This is a genomic window from Acinetobacter variabilis, from assembly GCF_000369625.1.
GTDB lineage: Bacteria > Pseudomonadota > Gammaproteobacteria > Pseudomonadales > Moraxellaceae > Acinetobacter > Acinetobacter variabilis.
Genome location: NZ_KB850113.1, coordinates 215,731 through 233,100 on the forward strand (window position 1 = coordinate 215,731; position 17,370 = coordinate 233,100).

Below are 17,370 nucleotides of genomic sequence, written 5' to 3' on the forward strand. Positions count from 1 at the left end.
TTTTTCTATGGATGATCGGTAATGGATGCCTGAGCTCTTTCTTTTGGAATGACAATGTTAAATTCACAGCTAATTTCTCGTCTTCAGTCTCCATCACCGTATCTCTGGCAGAAAATCGCCACTGCACTGTGTTTTTTTAGTCTAGGTTTTAGTACAGCTGCCTGGGCACCATTAATTCCTTATGCGCAGCAGCGCTTATTGCTGAACCATGCTGACTTTGGTTTACTTTTGCTATGTGCCGGAGTTGGCTCAATGCTGGCCATGCCATTGGCAGGTCGTATGGCGAGCAAGTTTGGTTGCCGTACAGTACTGGCTGTTATTCTGGCTGCATTTCTGTTCATCTTGCCAGCGCTAGCGATTAGTCCTACCAGCTTGATGATGGCAATTACCTTGTTTTTCTTTGGCGCCAGTGCTGGTGCTTTGGGGGTAACCGTAAATATTCAGGCTGCCCAGATTGAAAAACTCATGGATAAAAGCTTGATGTCGGGTTTCCATGGCGTATGTAGCTTGGGTGGCCTGGTCGGTGTATTGGGCATGACCACGTTAATGGGATTTGGTCTGGCACCTTTAACTGGCGCACTGGTCGTAAGTGTGATGTTGCTTGCGATTACGATGCTGGCAATTCCATTCTGCTTAAGTGGTCAGTCATCAACTACAGAAGAGGCTACTACAATAGAAAAACCTGCGAAAAAAGCGCTACCAACATTCGCAATTTTAGGTATTGGCCTGATCTGTTTTGTATCCTTCCTGTCTGAAGGTGCAGCGATGGACTGGAGCGGTATTTATCTGGCAACCCAGTTTAACGTACCTGCAGCGCATACCGGTCTGGCTTATAGTTTCTTTGCTGGCTTGATGGTGCTTGGACGTTTTAGCGGTCATCTCATCATTCAAAGCTTGGGTGAAAAAACTACTATCTTACTAAGTGCTTTGCTGGCTGCAGCAGGCTTATTTATGGTGATCTTTGCACCAGTATGGCAAGTCGTTTTAACTGGTTATGCGATCTTGGGTCTAGGTAGTGCTAACATCGTCCCATTGATGTTCTCTCGTGCAGGACGTCAAAAATCTATGGCTTCTCATGTAGCATTATCCTATGTATCGGTATTTGCTTATACCGGGTCATTGATCGGACCAGCGCTAGTAGGTTTCGGTAGTGAAATTATCGGTTTACGTTTAGTGTTTACAGTCATCGCAGTTGCTTTAATGAGTATTGTAATCCTGAACCATCTAACTGCTGGGCACAAAGAATCAGAAAAAGCAGAAGGTCTTATTGCCGGCCTAAATCACAAAACACCAGCATAAAGCTGGTGTTTTTTTATAGGCTTTTCAGACCTTAGGCATGCATATTGAACTGGGTCGAAATGCCTTTGGCCACTGGTCGATAAATTCGCAAGCTTTGTGATTTTTTCAGATCAGACAGGAACTGATCACGCCAGCGAATGATATCGAAATTCTTCAAGCCTTGCTGTAAATAGCGGTAACGTTCCAAACGTTCCGACTTAGGCATACGCAAGGCTCTTTTCAAGGCTTTGGCCATACTGTCCTGATCATAAGGATCGACCAGTAAGGCTTCTTTCATTTGCTCGGCAGCCCCGGCATATTTAGACAGAATTAATACGCCAGGATCAAGCGGGTCTTGCGCAGCAATATATTCTTTGGCCACCAGATTCATCCCGTCACGGATTGAATTCACCCAGCAAATATCTGCCTTACGGTAGAGCTGCATCAGGGCTTCATGACCTAAAGTGTCATAGCTACAGTCAAAAGGCAGCCAGTTTGCATTGCCATGCTGATGGTTTAAATTCTGCACCGCAGCCTGGAACTGTTCATAGAGTTTTTTATAGCTGTTCACATCCAGTCGGCATGGGCAGGCAATCTGTAATTGCTGGAACTGATTTTTAAATTCAGGCTGTTCATCCAGCAACTCCTGGAATGCATGAATTTTCTCCAGTAGCCCTTTACTGTAGTCAATCCGGTCAACCGAAATAATGGTCTTATGGGCATGTGCTTTATCCAGATCAAAGGGCAGGTCAGTAACTTGACTCTCAGCAGCCTGCTTCTGAATTTGTGCCGGATGTACACCGATTGGATAAGCTTTCACATAAATCCGTTTAGACTGATAACTCAGGATTTCATCATTGCGATGCTGAATATTTAATACCTGTTCCAAGAAATCAATACAGTTGGCCTGATCGCGTGGAGTTTGCAGGCCGATGACATCAAAATCTGCCAGATGCCGGGCCAGTTCCTGGTAAGGAGGCAGTGTTTGCCAAAGTTTCAGTTCCGGGAAAGGAATGTGCAGGAAGAATCCAATCCGGTTGCGCATGCCTAATTTACGGCAGTAATGGGCCACACTCAGGAAATGATAATCATGAATCCAGATGATGTCATGCGGTGAAGCCACCTGTTTCAGGTGTTTGGCAAAACGCAAATTGACATCTTTATAGGTTTTAAAATCCTGTGGCTGATATTCAACACGTTGATGCTGGTCATGCATTAATGGCCATAAGGCATTATTAGAAAAACCACAATAATAACCCTGGTACTGGGCTTCGCTCAGTGCACTGGTATGATATTCCACATTCTGATGTTTCAGAATCTGAAATTTCTGTTCCTTGTTCTGGTCAACTCTGGAGCTATTCCATCCAACCCAGATACCGCCTATATCTTGCAATGCATCCTGCAATGCAACAGCCAATCCACCAGCCTTCATACTTTCTGGGTTAGGTAGATTCACACGGTTTGATAACACAATGAGTTTAGACATGTGATTTCTCCAATGGTTGTTGTTCTTGTACTTCAATTACATTTAAAAATTCTTTCAGGAAGGCCTGAACTTGAGAGACGTTCTCCAGTCTGTACCGTGCTAGGGTCTGGCCAAGGCCTACTTTGATTGAGCAGCCGTGAAGGGCATTAATGACCTTGAATCCGGCTTCATCGGTCAGGTCATCACCAATAAACATGGGATAATGATCAGTGAGATGGTATTGCTGAATAATCTGTTGAATCGCTGAACCTTTATTGGCGCCTTTGGGCACCAGTTCAAAAACATACTTGCCAGCTTTTAACTCAAAGTCGGAAAACTGGTTGAGACATTCCAGCGCAAAAGCATGTACGCGATCTTCTAGTTGAGGATGTTCACGAAAATGTAGCGCAACAGAATAATCTTTAACCTCGATCCGCAAATCAGGGATTTGAACTGCCTGTTCCTGAATATATTGTTTTAGGGCTTGTAGCTGCGGCTTATTTAAAGAGATTAATGTCTTTAAATCAGCTTGATAGATTAATTCCAGACCATGTGATCCAGCGATATTCCATTGCAGAGGGTGAATAAGTTTTTGTGTTTGTAAAATCGAACGACCAGTAACTAATATCAGCTGAATATATTGTTGTAAATTTTCCAATATATTTATAATTTCAGGATGAATTATACTTTTATCTGGATCTGGGTGAAATTCAGAGATTGTTCCGTCAATATCAAGAAATAAAACAACCTGATTTGAGTCCATATTCAGGTTGCAATCATTTAAAATCATCTTTGGCGATATATAAGATGAGCTAGATGAATCTTCTAAATTTTGTTCCCTATGTATGTCTGACATAAATCCACCTAAGTACATGATATAAAGTAGATTAAAAATTAGAGTTAAACTGTGTGATTTTTAATCTAATTATTTTTATAACATATTCTATTTTTCAAAATGGCGTTAGGCGCAGAAAAGAAACACTTTTGACATGTAAAGTTACTTTGTAAAATTTGGAAATATTCAGTAGGAAAGATTGATATTCTTTGTATATTTGTAAAATAATTTTTCAGTGATTTTTAATATATTAATAATGATATTTAAGGTTGTGCATATTAAGTGATTGAGTAATTTTGAGTCCTATAAATAAGACTCTTTTGATTATTTAATGTGAAAAATGGTTTTGATTTATATTTCTAGAAATTAATTCATCAGCTTTCTATTAAATAATAGGCATTAAATTAGAAATATTTGAAAACACATTTAATATAAAATAGAAATATAGCGCAGCCTATTAATTTTTTATTAAAGCCGGTTTTGAAAGGAAGTATAAATTATAAAATCTTGGTGCTACATAGAAGAGTTAGGGTTATATCGTTGAGAGACTAGGTGTAGACATAACCCCATAAAGAGGAGAGCAGAGTGCTTATAGCTCTCTCCAAACATCGTTCTCATCTTTCAATGGAATAGTAAAGTTAAAGTCATCATCATTACTAACTAAAAGGCTGGTAGGCGTTTGCATCACAACTTTTAAAACAGTACCAGCTTCAAAAATAATCGGGTGACAGTTTTCCTTTTCCAAGGTCACTGGCTTAAGTAATTCAATCACAGAACTTTCCATATTTTTATTCCCAAATATTGATACTTCGCTGTTTTTTAATCTTAACATAATTTTTGCAAATTTAACTAATTTTTGAAAAACCGAGACATAAGTCAACAAGTCGATCAGTTTTTTCTTAAAAAGCGCTTAAGTCGGTAAATTAAGGGGCTAAAAATTAAGATTTAATTTTCAAACGATTTGTGTTTCTTAAACCCGAACATTTTTAGTCCATTTACCGACGAAAAGAAGAGAAAAAGACAAACGGCGTCAAATAGTCAATCTAGCGCAATATCTACTTGTCACTTTTTGACAGGCCAGTCATGATCTCCTTCATTCTATTGCATACGTTATGCGCTAATATTAAAGCAAGAATCATATAATCTGATATTAATTTGGCTTTAGCGATTTTGTGTTTGTATGTAATTTTTTACATTGAATTGCAAATTTATGCTGCAGTTCGTTGAAAGTCTGAAAATAAGAATAAACTGTGCGTCATTTGGATGACCCGTACATCTATAAGGAGAATTAAGCCCCAATGTTTAAGTCATTTTTTCCACAACCAGTGTGGTTTTTTAGTAGTCTGGTACTGTGGTTTCTGATCAATCTTGGCCTTTGGCATAGTGGTGGATCAGGCTGGGGTGTCTATTTAGGTATGACTGAAGGTTATCATGATCTTAAAATGCCGATAGGAATCAGCCGTTTCTGGGCGCCAAAATTTCTCTGGTTCTATCTCTGGTTTTTTGTAAGTACCGCGATATTCGCTACCTTCTGGTATTTTAAAGCGAAACATCCCTGGCAGCGCTGGTCCGTGTGGGGCTCGGCCTTTATCCTGTTCAATATCTGGTTTGGGGTGCAGGTTAATGTCGTCTTAAATGAATGGTATAGCCCGTTCTATGACCAGATCCAGAATATGCTCACCCAAGGGGGCGGAGATGTCAGCCTATTATATCAAGGTGCATTGACCTTTATTTATATTGCCATGGTCTATGTCACGCTGGCGGTGTTTAACCTGTTCTTTGTCAGTCATTATGTATTCCGCTGGCGTACGGCGATGAATGACTACTATACGGCGCATTGGGAAAAGTTACGTCATATTGAAGGGGCGTCACAGCGTATTCAGGAAGATACCATGCGTTTTGCCAAAACTACGGAACAGCTGAGTGTCTCACTTATTGAATCTCTGATGCTATTAATGGCTTTCCTGCCAATCCTGTATGAATTATCGAGTCATGTAAAAGTACTGCCGATTGTCGGTGAAATACCGCATGCATTAATGTGGGCGTCGATCGGTTGGGCAGTTATGGGAACTGTGATTTTAATGATTGTCGGAATGAAACTCCCTGGACTGGAATTCAATAATCAGAAAGTTGAAGCGGCTTATCGTAAAGAGCTGGTTTATGGTGAAGATTATGTTGACCGTGCTCACCCGCTCACCTTGCAAGAACTGTTTAGCCGGGTACGTAAGAATTATTTCCGGCTATATTTCCACTATGCCTATTTCAATATGGTTCGTATCTGGTATCTACAACTGGACAATATTTACGGATTATTTATTTTGTTTCCAAGTATTGCCGCGGGTACGATTACACTCGGTTTGATGATGCAGATCCTGAATGTTTTCGGTAAGGTTCGTGAGTCTTTCCAGTATCTGATTTTATCCTGGCCTACGATTATTGAATTGCTCTCCATCTATAAACGTTTGAAAGCATTTGAATCCCATCTCGATTAATTTTTTCTTATATTCATTGTCTTGTCCTGAAATAGATTGACAGTATTCCACTTCAAACCGAGTTAAGCAATTAGCTCGGTTTTAGTTTGCTCATACGTCTGATTCGGGGTGTTCATATTTAAACTTAAATGTGGTCTATAGCAATTATAAATCATAATAGATTCCGCAATTAAGTGATCTAACTCCTTCATGGTTTGACATCGTGTAATTAAAAACTCCTGCTTTAATATTCCATTAATCCGCTCTGCTAATGCATTCTGGTAACAGTCTCCTCCATCTGTCATAGAAGGACATACCCCATAATGGCGTAATGCCGATTGATATAGTTCAGAGCAATACTGAGAGCCTCTGTCTGAATGATGAATCATCCTTGTCGCTCGATCCGTCACATGCTGCATCGCCATATGTAGAGCCTGCACAACATTCTCCGCACGCATATCATTCGATAACTTATAACCTTTAATCTGACGGGTATAAGCATCTGTCACTAAGGATAAATAATGTACGCCTTCAGCACTCTCAACATAAGTAATATCACTAACAAAGACTTCGTTGGCTTGCACTGCTGAATAATCCTTTAATAAATTTGGATGCTTCTTCATCCAATGCTTGCTATCCGTAGTTTTTGTATAGCGACGCTTGGGGCGAATCAATAAATTATGCTCTTTCAATATTTTAAATAACTGATCCCGTCCACACTTTAAACCACGCTGCAACAATTTGCCTTTAATAAGCCAATACAGCTTACGTGTTCCGATACTTGGCATGAGACAACGATATTCCATAACCAACTCAAGTATTTGTTCAGTTGCTTGTGCAGTCATTTGAGCACGTTTTTCTGCTTGATAATAAGCTTGTCGGGTGATTCCCAACCACTGACAATAACGTGAAACGCTTAGTCTTCTTTGGCTTTGCCAATCTTTGAAACGTGCTCGGTATACTTTTTTCCAAGATCAGTCCCACATTCTTTATCAATGTGATAAATCACATCCTGAATAAATTCAGTTTTAAGCTTTTCTGCGGCTAACTGCTTTTCTAATTGGCGGATTCGTTGTTGGGGGGTTAATTGGCGTTTAGAAGAAGTCGGCATATTCGAAGTCCAGTCCTGTTGTCCGTGCTTGCGTAACCATACCAGCACAGTTGATCTTCCTTGAATACCATATTTTGCCTGAGCTTGTTTATAAGTAATTTGCCCTTTTTCTACTTCATGTACAACCATCATTTTAAAGGCGAAGCTATAATCACGTTGTGTGCGTTTAACTCGTTGTTCTTGTGCATGTTCCATAAAATAAGTCTCTTAAGGTGTAAACTTATTTCAGGACGGGACACATAGACAATTTTAAAAGCCAGACCAGCATAGGTTTGGCTTTTTTATTGATTAATTTTTATTCAACATCAAATTGAAAATTACGATCTGCAGAAGTACAAAAAAATAGGATGAGTGGTACCCAAACATCCCAGTATTAGGGTATTCAAGCTATTTTTTTGTCTAGAATTTTAAAGGCCAGCCAGGGTGGTGTTTAATTTCCAATAATATAGCGTATAAAAACAATTAGTGTACGTAAAGGAAATTATTCAAATTATAATCTCATTCAGACAGCGATAGAGAGCATAATTGCCGTTATTGTCCATGATAATAATATCTCTAATTTTTGTTGAATGAGTAACCGGAGAACTGATCTGTTTCTTCGGTTTTTTATATCTTTTTTCTACTGCTTCATCTTTCAATTGATGAGTAATCCAGCGTATTTATTGATATTGAAGAATGTTAATTTGATCAATTTATTTGGGCTTTAAGCTAGATGAATTAGGCACTCTATTTCCCATTTTTAGTGATAGTTCTCACTATATTTTTATATTTATCAATCTGTTGAGATTGTTGTTTTAGCATATTTGCTATATGTTATAGAGGCCTGGGGGGAGATAAGCAGTGAAGCTAAAATTAATAATTCCAACAATATGTGTAGCAAGTCTGGCTGGATGTAACAGTATTCAGCAAATGAAATCAGATATGCAGCATCCTTATGCAAGTCCTCAAGAACTGATCGTTAAAAGAAACCTGAATCAAGCTGACGGTTCGGCAAAAGAATATGTTTATTCATGGGAAAAATCCAAGCAGCATTTAGAGCCACAATCCCTCTATCCACGAACCACTTTAAGCCAGTACTGTCATGAACAGGGCGGCAAGTTTTCTCTGTTATACAAAAGCCAGTTAGCTTCAGTAAAAGATTCTGCCCAGAAGAACCGTTTAAGCAAAAACCGTTATGTCACCCAAGGCATTGGTGCCTATCAATGTACAATGCCTCAAGGGCAAAACTGGATTGTTTCTATTGAGCCGATTGCTGAACGTCAGCTAGATAAGAATAATACTACCCGTGTAGTCCGGATCCTGAGCAAACTTCAAAGCCCAGCTGAAGCGCGTCATTTCTATCAGGGCCATAAGACTACGACTAAGTCTAATAAAATTGTCGAGAAGAATGCAGCCAAAACCTCAGTCAAAGATGAGAAAAAGGAATTAGATAAAAAAGAAGCCGATAAGAAAGAAATAAAAATACCTGCTGTTGAACCGACAGTGGTTGCTGTCCCTGCTGCTCGTACAACTAGTATCGAAACGCCACAACAGCAACAGATGAAATTGTATGTAGCTGCACGTCGTGATATCAATAGCGGTAAGAACCTGAACAATGCCTGCAATAATGCCCAGCGTGCCTATAACTATGGCAAATTACAGGGTACAGAAGGAACACGTGTCTATACTGAATCAGGTATGTTAGTGGCACGCTGTTTAAGCAGTATTCCAGTCTATGCTAACCGTATTCCAAATTCCAAGGTCCAGGCCAAACGAGTACTGCAGAATCTGGCCACCAACTATAACCATACTGGGGCGAAGAATAAGTTGAGACAGTTAAAATAAGTCTATTATTTTCACATGCAGTTTGATCATTTATTTAGCAGAGTAGATGCACATGAAAAGTCATCTACTTTAAGGATTGGTGATATTGAAAAAAGTATTTCTTAAGCATAGGCGAACTTAAAAATAATATTTTTCTTTTGAATAACAATGATAGAAGATAAATAGTTATCCTATTGATAGGAATAAAAATTAATTAGTACTAGGTTGCAAATCGAACCTTATTTCACAGTGAATCTCCCATCGCCATCTCAGATTTTCTCTTCTATATCTCCTGTTAAATACAAGCTAATTCAACGGCATATTCTAGAAATTATTGGTATATCTTTTGCTTAAAAATTATCAGTCTTGTGCTTATGGACTGAGCAAGAAAAACTAATTGATTTTTAACATACACAATAATGAGATTTATCGCTTGAGAAAACATATTTTAAGTCATTTGATTCTTGTGGGTGCATTTCTACATTCGTCTGTGAGTTATGCAGTGAGTACAACTTCATTAAAATCGGCAATTGATCTGAAGGCGATTGATCGGACGGTTGATCCAAAGCAGGATTTTTATCAATTCGTGAATGGAAACTGGCTGAAAACCGCAAAGATTCCAGAAGATCAGGCATTGTCGGGTGCATTTGCTGAAGTGAGTATGAAATCAACCCAGCAGTTATTTGACATTTTTAATGAGCTGGCTAAAAAACAGTATCCGCAAGGTAGCAATGAACAAAAGGTCGCAGATCTCTATGCCAGTTATATGGATACCGATCGGCTGGAACAACTTGGGCTTGAGGCATTGCAACAAGACCTGCAGCGGATTGAAGATGCTCGCACTATCCTGGCTTTGGAAAAGGCACTGGCAAAAATTAGCTGGTCCGCTGTGGAGCTACGCAATGATGAGGTGAGAACCTATCTCGTTGAGACTAAAAATATCATTAACTATATGCCTTCTTTTGACTGGATGAATTATTTCTCAGAACTGGGCTTAAAAGGTGCAAGAAAAGAGGTTGCGATCTCGCAGATTAATTATTTGCGTCAGCTGGATCAGTTATGGAAGGTCGTTCCAATTGAAACCTGGCAAACCTATTTGAAATTCAACCTGATCAATAGTTATTCACCATTTTTAACAGAAGTTTTTCAAAATCATCATTTTGAATTTTATGAAAAAACGCTAGAGGGTGTACAAGCACGTTCTCCACGGAAAGAGTCCGCTCTGGAACTCACTAACGGTATTTTAGGTAATGTGCTTGGCAAGCTCTATGTAGAAAAGCACTTTAATGAAAGCCAGCGCCCGGCCATGCAGGAAATGGTAGAAAACGTCCGTAAAGCCTTTCATCTGAAACTCGATCAGGCGGACTGGATGGGTTCGGATACCAAAAAACAAGTACGGCATAAACTTGACAGCATCAATATTAAAATCGGTTATCCGAAAACATGGCGGGATTATTCAGCCCTAGAGATTCGTAAGGATGATCTGATTGGTAATATCCAGCGGACCCGGCTATTCAATTACCAGCGTGAACTGGATCAGGTGGGAGAGCCGATTGATCCAGAAGCCTGGCACATGTCGCCACAAACAGCCAATGCTTACTATAACGTCAAGCTCAATGAAATCGTATTACCTGCGGCCATCTGGCAGGCGCCATTTTATTATGATGATAGTCATGATCCTGCAGTGAATTATGGTGCTATAGGGGCTGTTATCGCACATGAAATTAGCCACGGTTTTGACGATAGAGGAAGCCGCTTTGATGCCAAAGGCAAGGGTGAAGAAACCTGGAACGAGCACGACCGTAAAAAATTCAATGAACGCACCAAAGCCTTAGTCGAGCAATATAAACAATACGAAGCTCTCCCAGGGCATAAGGTGAATGCGGAATTAAATAAAAGTGAAAATATCTCTGACAACTTGGGCTTAGGGATCGCTCATATGGCTTACAAGTTATCGCTCAAGGGTCAGCCAGCACCTGTCATTGATGGCTTTAGTGGAGATCAGCGTTTTTATATAGGCTGGGCACAAGTCTGGCGTAGTAAAAGTAATCCTGAATATTTGTTAAATAGCCTAAACCTTGCTAGCCATGCACCTGGTCATGTGCGTGGCAATGGCGCTGTCCGCAATCAGCAAAGTTTCTATGAAGCTTTTGAGATTAAAGAAGGGGACAAGATGTATTTATCACCTGAAAAACGAATCTCCATCTGGTAACAGGATTTAAAAAAACAGCTCTGTTTATCTGAAAAGAGACAGGCCTATTTTTTTATCTAAACAACCAGCAGGCAGAGCCAAGACCAGTTTAAAAATTGGCATATATGCTGCTTATAAAGATTTAAGTGTTTGATTATTAGGTCAACACGTATTGATAAATTCAACTGCGCAGTGAAGCGCGAGGATAGCAAGCTTTGAAAATTTTTCTAAAAACCGCATTGGTAAGTGCTTTATTAGCGGTTTCCTCTGCAAATTATGCTTCAGATCAAACCGCTATTGCAGCACTTGGCTCGGGGATTCATCTTCAACATTTTGATAAAAAAATCGCACCACAACAGGACTTCTATCAGCATGTAAATGGGCACTGGTTAGAGCATGAGGAAATTCCAGCTGATATGCCAAACTGGGGTGCATTCACAATTTTGCGTGAAAATTCGACCCAGCAATTACATGACATTGTGGAAGAGCTGGCGAAAACTAAATCGGAATATGGCAGCAATGAGCAGAAAGTGGGGAGCTTGTATGCCAGCTTTATGGACACGGAAACTTTAAATGCAAAAGGCATCCAGCCGCTAAAAGCAGATATCGCCAAAATTGAGGCCATGAAAAGCAAGAAAGATTTTACTTTATTGCTTGCAGACTATGCAAAAAACCGTGTCAGTACGCCTTTTGAATTTGGCGTGATGCCTGACTTGAAAAAGTCTGATCAAATGGCGGTGTTTTTAGGTCAAAGTGGTTTGGGCTTACCAGATCGTGACTACTATTTAAAAGACGATGAAAAACTGAAAAGTGCCCGTGAAACCTATGTTAAACATATTGCTAAGCTGTTGACGCTCTCGGGTGAAACGGAAGCAGAAGCGGCTGCACATGCACAATCTATTCTGAAGTTAGAAACTGAAATTGCCAAAATTCAGTGGGATAACGTGCAGAACCGTAATCTCGAAAAAATGTATAACATCTATACATTGAAAGACGTCAAAAGCCTGGTGCCAGAATTTGACTGGAAAACCTACTTTAAAGCAACGGGTTTAGACAAAAAAACCAAAACCGTAATTGTGGCGCAAAAAAGTTATTTTGAAGATTTAAACAAGATTTTAAGTAGCACACCCCTCGATGTATGGCAAACCTATTTCAAATTCCATCTGATTGATGGTGCTGCACCTTACTTAAGTCAGGAATTTGCTGATGCAAACTTTGAAATGTACAGCAAAACCTTACGCGGTGTGACCGAGCAACGGGCACGCTGGAAACGTGGGGTTGATATGACCAATGCGGTACTCGGTGAAAGTCTGGCACAAGTCTATGTCGCAAAACATTTCCAGCCTGAACAGAAACAGCGCATGGAAAAACTGGTAGAAAACCTGCTGCTGGCATTTGAACAGAATCTGGAAAAACTGGACTGGATGGGTGCAGAAACCAAAGCACAGGCACACCGTAAGCTGAAAAGCTTTAGAGTGAAAATCGGCTATCCAAATAAATGGCGTGACTACAGCAAGCTGGAAATTAAAGATGGCGACCTGATTGGTAATCTGCGTCGTACCAACAGTTTCAATTATGACATCGCGCTGGATAAACTGGGCAAACCGGTCGATCGTGAAGAATGGCATATGCTGCCGCAAACGGTAAATGCTTACTACAACCCGATGGGCAATGAAATTGTTTTCCCTGCTGCGATTTTACAGCCGCCATTCTTTGATATGAATGCCGATGATGCCGTGAACTATGGGGCAATCGGGGCAGTAATTGGACATGAAATTAGTCATGGCTTTGATGATCAGGGCAGCCGCTTTGATGCAGATGGCAACATGAAGAACTGGTGGACAGAAGAAGACGATAAAAAGTTCAAGGAAAAAACCAAAGCTCTGGTCGAGCAATATAATGCTTATGAAGCGATACCGGGCTATCATGTCAATGGTGAACTGACCTTAGGTGAAAATATTGCCGATAACTCAGGTCTGGCGATTGCCTATGAAGCTTATAAATTGTCTCTTAATGGAAAGCCTGCTCCGGTGATTGATGGATATACTGGAGATCAGCGTTTCTATATTGGCTGGACGCAAGCATGGCGTGCCAAAGTTCGTCCAGAACTGGCATTGCAGCTATTAAAAACAGACCCGCATTCACCAGCAGCCATTCGTGGTCGTGCCACTTTACTTAACCAGAAACCTTTCTATGAAGCCTTTAGCGTCAAGCAAGAAGATCCGATGTATCTGGAAGAAGATAAACGGGTAAAAATCTGGTAAGTCTGATTTCCTCATTCGATTCCAAAAATCCTGACTGATGTCGGGATTTTTTTATCTCTCAGGTTACAGAGCTCTACAGGTTTTCCAACCTTTTACATGCTACAAAGAAACTGCATTGTTCAAGCAGTTTGAACGGGTGAAAAAGGAAAGATTATGGGTTTTAAAGTTTTATCTGGTCTTCGGGCAGTCTTCATGACCACAGCATTACTGGGTACAACTCAGATTGTGACAGCCGGTCCAACGGTTGATCAGCTTAGTGACTGTTTGATGAAATCCACGACAGCCACTGATAAAACCACAGTCTTGCAATGGACCTTTGTGGCATTGGGTAATCATCCCGATCTGAAAGCTTTTAGCAATGTAACCGCAACTCAAAAGGAAACGCTCGACAGAAATTTAGCGACGGTTTTACAGCGGATTCTGGTTGAGCAATGTCCAACCCAAACCAAAGCGGTCATTCAGGCTGAAGGAGTACAAGCAGTGGGCGAAAGTTTCCAGGAGCTTGGGCGGGTTACAGGTGAGGAAATACTGAAAAATCCGGAAATCAAAAGTCAGCTAAGTGGCGTACTCAAATATATCGATATGAGCAAACTGGTCACGACGTTTTTGACCCCTGACGTGTGGAATAAACTAGGCATCACCCGTTAATTAATTGCAGATGCAATAAAACTTAAACCGTAAAAACGTGGTTTAAGTTTTATAAAGCTTACCTGGAAACAGCCGACCTCGAATTTTATCCCAGTTGGTCGACAGCCAGGAAATAAATGAACCTAAGGTAACCATCATCGTGCCGATCCAAAAGGTGTGGGATAGACTGGTATTCAGTACCCACATGGAAATGACAGACGAAAAAATCGGGCTAAAATAAGACAATGCGACCAGCATCGCGATATTGCCTTGGTTAATCCCGATATTCCAGGCTGCATAACCCAAGCCAGTTACGACTGACACCAGTAACATATACAGCATGATATTCAAGTCAATATTAAGAAGTTGTGGTAGTTGTTCGGGATCTAACAGCAGCGTCTTGCTCCAGAGAACCACACTTACCATCGCGAAAAAGAACACGATCGGGTTATGTCCTTGGCTGTATTTTTTGGTAAATACACAATATAGCGACCATAAACTCGCCCCAATAAATGCCAATATATAACTGGTCGGATTGCCTTGTATATTGTGAATGACGGTTGCTAAATGAATATCGCCGTTGCCCGTCTGGATATAAAAAATACCTGCCAGACTAATACTGAGCCCTACCACTACTAAGCTGTGAAATTTTAGTTCATGAAATAAAATCAGCATGGCAATGGTCATACTGGGCCACAGATAATTCACTAAACTAATTTCAATGGCTTGCTGTGCAGTTTGTGCAAGTGCTACGGCATAGGCAAAGCAGATTTCATACACCAGAAATAATGCAGCTGCACTCAGCAGATAAAATTTGGGTATGGTTTTGAGTTTGGGAACGCCAAAAACAGCCAGTAAGAGCAGGGTGCTTAAGCTATACATCATGAGTACAGCCAGGTCAGGTCCAATACTAAAACTGATTTTTTTGAGTAACCCCACGATAGACGACCACTGTAAAATGGCACTTAAGCCAATCAGCGTAGCGAGATTTTTCGACATGATAAGGGCGGGATGGGAGAATGTGCAGATTGTATTCCTGTTGAGTGATTTTCAATATGGGACAGACACGATTTTATGATCAAATTCAAAAAAATCGTTAATAACCGCTTTATGATTTGAATATCCCGATCATGAGTTTAATGATCCAAAAAATGGGTGTGAAAATTAGCTCGATACCATCGGCAAGGTTGGCTAGTTTGCTTTCTCTGGCTGTGAGTGTACGTGGTTTGATAGATTTACGTCTTCTTGACTGATATGCGCCAATGATAAACACAAGAATGATCAGGATAATGCTAAGTAAGATAATGTAATTTGACATGTTTTTGTTTTTCTTCGGTTTGTTTTTTGATTTTATAGCATGTTTTAAATCCTCTCCCTAGCTCTCATCCTTTCTTACGCTTCGTTTTAAAAACAATGCTTTAAAACTCGCTCAGGAGAGGGAACACCGTGTATCATTTTAATCACATGACAAAGTCTCCCTTTCTTAAAGGGAGATTTAGAGGGATTAGCTAACTTTGGTAAGTTCTAAGTCTTCGAGTTTGGCGATGGATGATACTTTTTTGATGGTCATGTTGTTTTTGATGTGAAGTGTTGTGTTGATTTTAAGACTAAAATTTTGAAATTTAAATATTTACCTCTCCCTTTAGCAGCAATGCTGCTCATCATTTGTGCTTGTTTTTAAAGACCTCTCCCTAGCCCTCTCCTAAAAGGAGAGGGAACTACCAATCACTTCACAATGAATACTCCCTCTCCCTTAGGGTGAGGGGAAAAAGTCACGCATAAAAAGGACTTTGAAAGTTGGATACGTCCTAAGTCTTCGAGTTTGGTGATGGTGGATACTTTTTTGATGATCATATTTTGTGAAATATAAAGTTACAAACTGAATCATTGAAATACAAAAAATAATCACAAATTAGTATTTATACAACAAAATTATAGGACTTTATAACAATGCCACACCGTTTATTCATTAGCCATTCTTGGAAATATAGTGAAAAGTATTGTCGAGCTGTTAAGTTTTTAAATGATGATCCTGATTTTGAATGGACTAACAGTTCTGTACCTGAAGATGATGCATTTGATGGTATGACTAATGCGCAGCTACGACAACAATTAACTAGACAAATTGCTTATGCTCAATGCGTTATTATTTTGGCAGGGATGTATGCAAATCATAGTGATTGGATTCAATATGAAATTGATGAGGCTATTCGAATGGGTAAACCAATAGTAGCAATCAGACCTTGGGGTGCTGAAAGAACGCCTGTGAAAGTAATACTTGCGGCGGATAAAGTGGTGAATTGGAATAGTAAAAGTATTACATCAGCAATTAGTGAATTAATTGAACAGAGGAAGTCTGCGTGAAGGCTTTCTTTTTCAAATTTTTCCATCGGAAAAACCCCTCGGATGAACTAGAAAATTTCAAGTTAAAATTTCCTGGCTTATATGACTGTGCAAGCGATGTTTCTCAAAAAGCTCAAGATAAATACCTAAATTTGATTAGAGTTGAATACTTTTTTCTTTTTATTACGGCAATTACTGCTTTAATGAAATTTGAAGTTATATATTTTGTTTGGACATTTGTGCTTGTCTGCGCACTACTATTTAGTCAGCTTTACCGACACTTTATAAAACCTGAACAAACTTGGTATCGAGCAAGAGCTTTAGCTGAATCTGTAAAGACAATTACTTGGCGTTATGTAATGGGTAGTTCGCCATTTAATGATAAGTCTATAAAAAACGACGAAAAAATTTCTACGCAAGAGTTTCTAAACAGATTAGAGGAAATAAAGGAAGTTAATGATTTTGCTTCGATTGCGCCTATTGCAGAAACAGACTTAGTTCACAATAGTGCAATTACTGATTCAATGAAAGCGATTAGATTGTATACTTTGGAAGAGAAAAAAGAATTTTATTTAAAGTATAGGATTCAAGACCAAAAATTATGGTATGCAAAGAAAGCAAGTTTTAATAAAAAAGCTAATAGAAATTGGATGATTACTATAGTTGGATTAATAGTATTATATCTGATTTCGATGATATTAATTGCGTCTAAATATATATTAAGTACTGATTGGTATAGTAATGTTGAACCAATTTTAGTATTAATTACTGCTTTAATAGGTTGGGTTCAAATTAAAAAGCATGGAGAGTTAGCTAGTTCATATATTTTAACAGCACATGAAATTCAGAAACTAGCTGAAGAATTGTCATTATTAGGTGATGACCCAGATGAATTTGAACGCTTTGTAGATTCTGCTGAGCAAGCTTTTTCTAGAGAACATACTCAATGGGTTGCCCGGAAAAAGTTTTAAAAAAACCCGCT

The 17,370-nt window shown here is 39.5% G+C and carries 13 protein-coding genes; 8 read left to right on the plus strand and 5 right to left on the minus strand.

Going from position 1 to position 17,370, the window contains the following annotated elements; translation table 11 throughout:
- The first annotated feature begins 54 nt into the window (after positions 1-54).
- The gene (locus tag F897_RS06730; protein ID WP_004783121.1) at positions 55-1,299 is read left to right on the plus strand and encodes an MFS transporter; all 1,245 of its coding nucleotides are present in this window, start codon (positions 55-57) and stop codon (positions 1,297-1,299) included.
- A gap of 31 nt (positions 1,300-1,330) precedes the next feature.
- Here the strand turns inward: F897_RS06730 and F897_RS06735 are convergent, their stop codons facing one another.
- The 3 genes from F897_RS06735 to F897_RS06745 form a co-directional block, all read right to left on the minus strand.
- A complete protein-coding gene (locus tag F897_RS06735; RefSeq protein WP_005234457.1) occupies positions 1,331-2,764 on the minus strand; it encodes an alpha,alpha-trehalose-phosphate synthase (UDP-forming) in 1,434 nt (477 codons plus the stop codon).
- Positions 2,757-3,599, minus strand: coding sequence for a trehalose-phosphatase (otsB, locus tag F897_RS06740; protein WP_005234458.1), 843 nt, complete (start codon positions 3,597-3,599; stop codon positions 2,757-2,759). Before otsB ends, F897_RS06735 begins: the two co-directional genes overlap by 8 nt.
- Before the next feature lie 568 nt (positions 3,600-4,167).
- A complete protein-coding gene (locus F897_RS06745) occupies positions 4,168-4,362 on the minus strand; it encodes a hypothetical protein (RefSeq protein WP_004783113.1) in 195 nt (64 codons plus the stop codon).
- A 514-nt stretch (positions 4,363-4,876) separates the two neighbouring features.
- Here F897_RS06745 and sbmA point away from each other — a divergent pair.
- Positions 4,877-6,070, plus strand: a complete 1,194-nt coding sequence (sbmA, locus tag F897_RS06750) for a peptide antibiotic transporter SbmA (RefSeq protein ID WP_005234460.1) — start codon at positions 4,877-4,879, stop codon at positions 6,068-6,070.
- Positions 6,071-6,132: 62 nt separating this feature from the next.
- Here the strand turns inward: sbmA and F897_RS17000 are convergent.
- Positions 6,133-7,355, minus strand: a protein-coding gene (locus F897_RS17000) for an IS3 family transposase (RefSeq protein ID WP_122959108.1) whose coding sequence is annotated in 2 segments (ribosomal slippage) — positions 6,133-7,019 and positions 7,019-7,355 — 1,224 coding nt in all. Because the reading frame shifts where the segments join, the coding sequence is not laid out codon by codon here.
- A 645-nt stretch (positions 7,356-8,000) separates the two neighbouring features.
- On the opposite strand from F897_RS17000, the gene F897_RS06765 reads away from it, so the two are divergent.
- From F897_RS06765 to F897_RS06780, 4 genes are all read left to right on the plus strand, one after another.
- Positions 8,001-8,984 carry a hypothetical protein gene (locus F897_RS06765; RefSeq protein ID WP_005234463.1) on the plus strand — a complete coding sequence of 328 codons (984 nt, stop codon included), beginning with the start codon at positions 8,001-8,003 and terminating at the stop codon, positions 8,982-8,984.
- Positions 8,985-9,465: 481 nt separating this feature from the next.
- Positions 9,466-11,175: a M13 family metallopeptidase gene (locus tag F897_RS06770; RefSeq protein ID WP_224213986.1), complete on the plus strand. Its 1,710-nt coding sequence runs from the start codon at positions 9,466-9,468 to the stop codon at positions 11,173-11,175.
- A 194-nt stretch (positions 11,176-11,369) separates the two neighbouring features.
- Positions 11,370-13,418 (plus strand): M13 family metallopeptidase, encoded by a 2,049-nt coding sequence (locus F897_RS06775; RefSeq protein ID WP_005234467.1) that lies wholly within the window; start codon positions 11,370-11,372, stop codon positions 13,416-13,418.
- A gap of 153 nt (positions 13,419-13,571) precedes the next feature.
- Positions 13,572-14,066, plus strand: coding sequence for a hypothetical protein (locus tag F897_RS06780; RefSeq protein WP_005234469.1), 495 nt, complete (start codon positions 13,572-13,574; stop codon positions 14,064-14,066).
- Between the two features lie 42 nt (positions 14,067-14,108).
- Here the strand turns inward: F897_RS06780 and yddG are convergent, their stop codons facing one another.
- Positions 14,109-15,044 carry an aromatic amino acid DMT transporter YddG gene (yddG, locus tag F897_RS06785; protein WP_005234471.1) on the minus strand — a complete coding sequence of 312 codons (936 nt, stop codon included), beginning with the start codon at positions 15,042-15,044 and terminating at the stop codon, positions 14,109-14,111.
- A 951-nt stretch (positions 15,045-15,995) separates the two neighbouring features.
- Between yddG and F897_RS06795 the strand changes: the two genes are divergently transcribed.
- Complete coding sequence (locus F897_RS06795) at positions 15,996-16,409, plus strand: TIR domain-containing protein (RefSeq protein WP_005234473.1); 414 nt, start codon at positions 15,996-15,998, stop codon at positions 16,407-16,409.
- A complete protein-coding gene (locus tag F897_RS06800; RefSeq protein ID WP_005234474.1) occupies positions 16,406-17,359 on the plus strand; it encodes a DUF4231 domain-containing protein in 954 nt (317 codons plus the stop codon). The genes F897_RS06795 and F897_RS06800 overlap by 4 nt, the downstream gene beginning before the upstream one ends.
- Positions 17,360-17,370 lie beyond the last annotated feature (11 nt).

Coding starts and splice junctions, on each gene's coding strand:
- F897_RS06795 (WP_005234473.1), top strand. CDS start 15,996: ATGCCACACCGTTTATTCATTAGCCATTCTTGGAAATATAGTGAAAAG.
- otsB (WP_005234458.1), bottom strand. CDS start 3,599: ATGTCAGACATACATAGGGAACAAAATTTAGAAGATTCATCTAGCTCA.
- yddG (WP_005234471.1), bottom strand. CDS start 15,044: ATGTCGAAAAATCTCGCTACGCTGATTGGCTTAAGTGCCATTTTACAG.
- F897_RS06780 (WP_005234469.1), top strand. CDS start 13,572: ATGGGTTTTAAAGTTTTATCTGGTCTTCGGGCAGTCTTCATGACCACA.
- F897_RS06745 (WP_004783113.1), bottom strand. CDS start 4,362: ATGGAAAGTTCTGTGATTGAATTACTTAAGCCAGTGACCTTGGAAAAG.
- sbmA (WP_005234460.1), top strand. CDS start 4,877: ATGTTTAAGTCATTTTTTCCACAACCAGTGTGGTTTTTTAGTAGTCTG.
- F897_RS06735 (WP_005234457.1), bottom strand. CDS start 2,764: ATGTCTAAACTCATTGTGTTATCAAACCGTGTGAATCTACCTAACCCA.
- F897_RS06730 (WP_004783121.1), top strand. CDS start 55: ATGTTAAATTCACAGCTAATTTCTCGTCTTCAGTCTCCATCACCGTAT.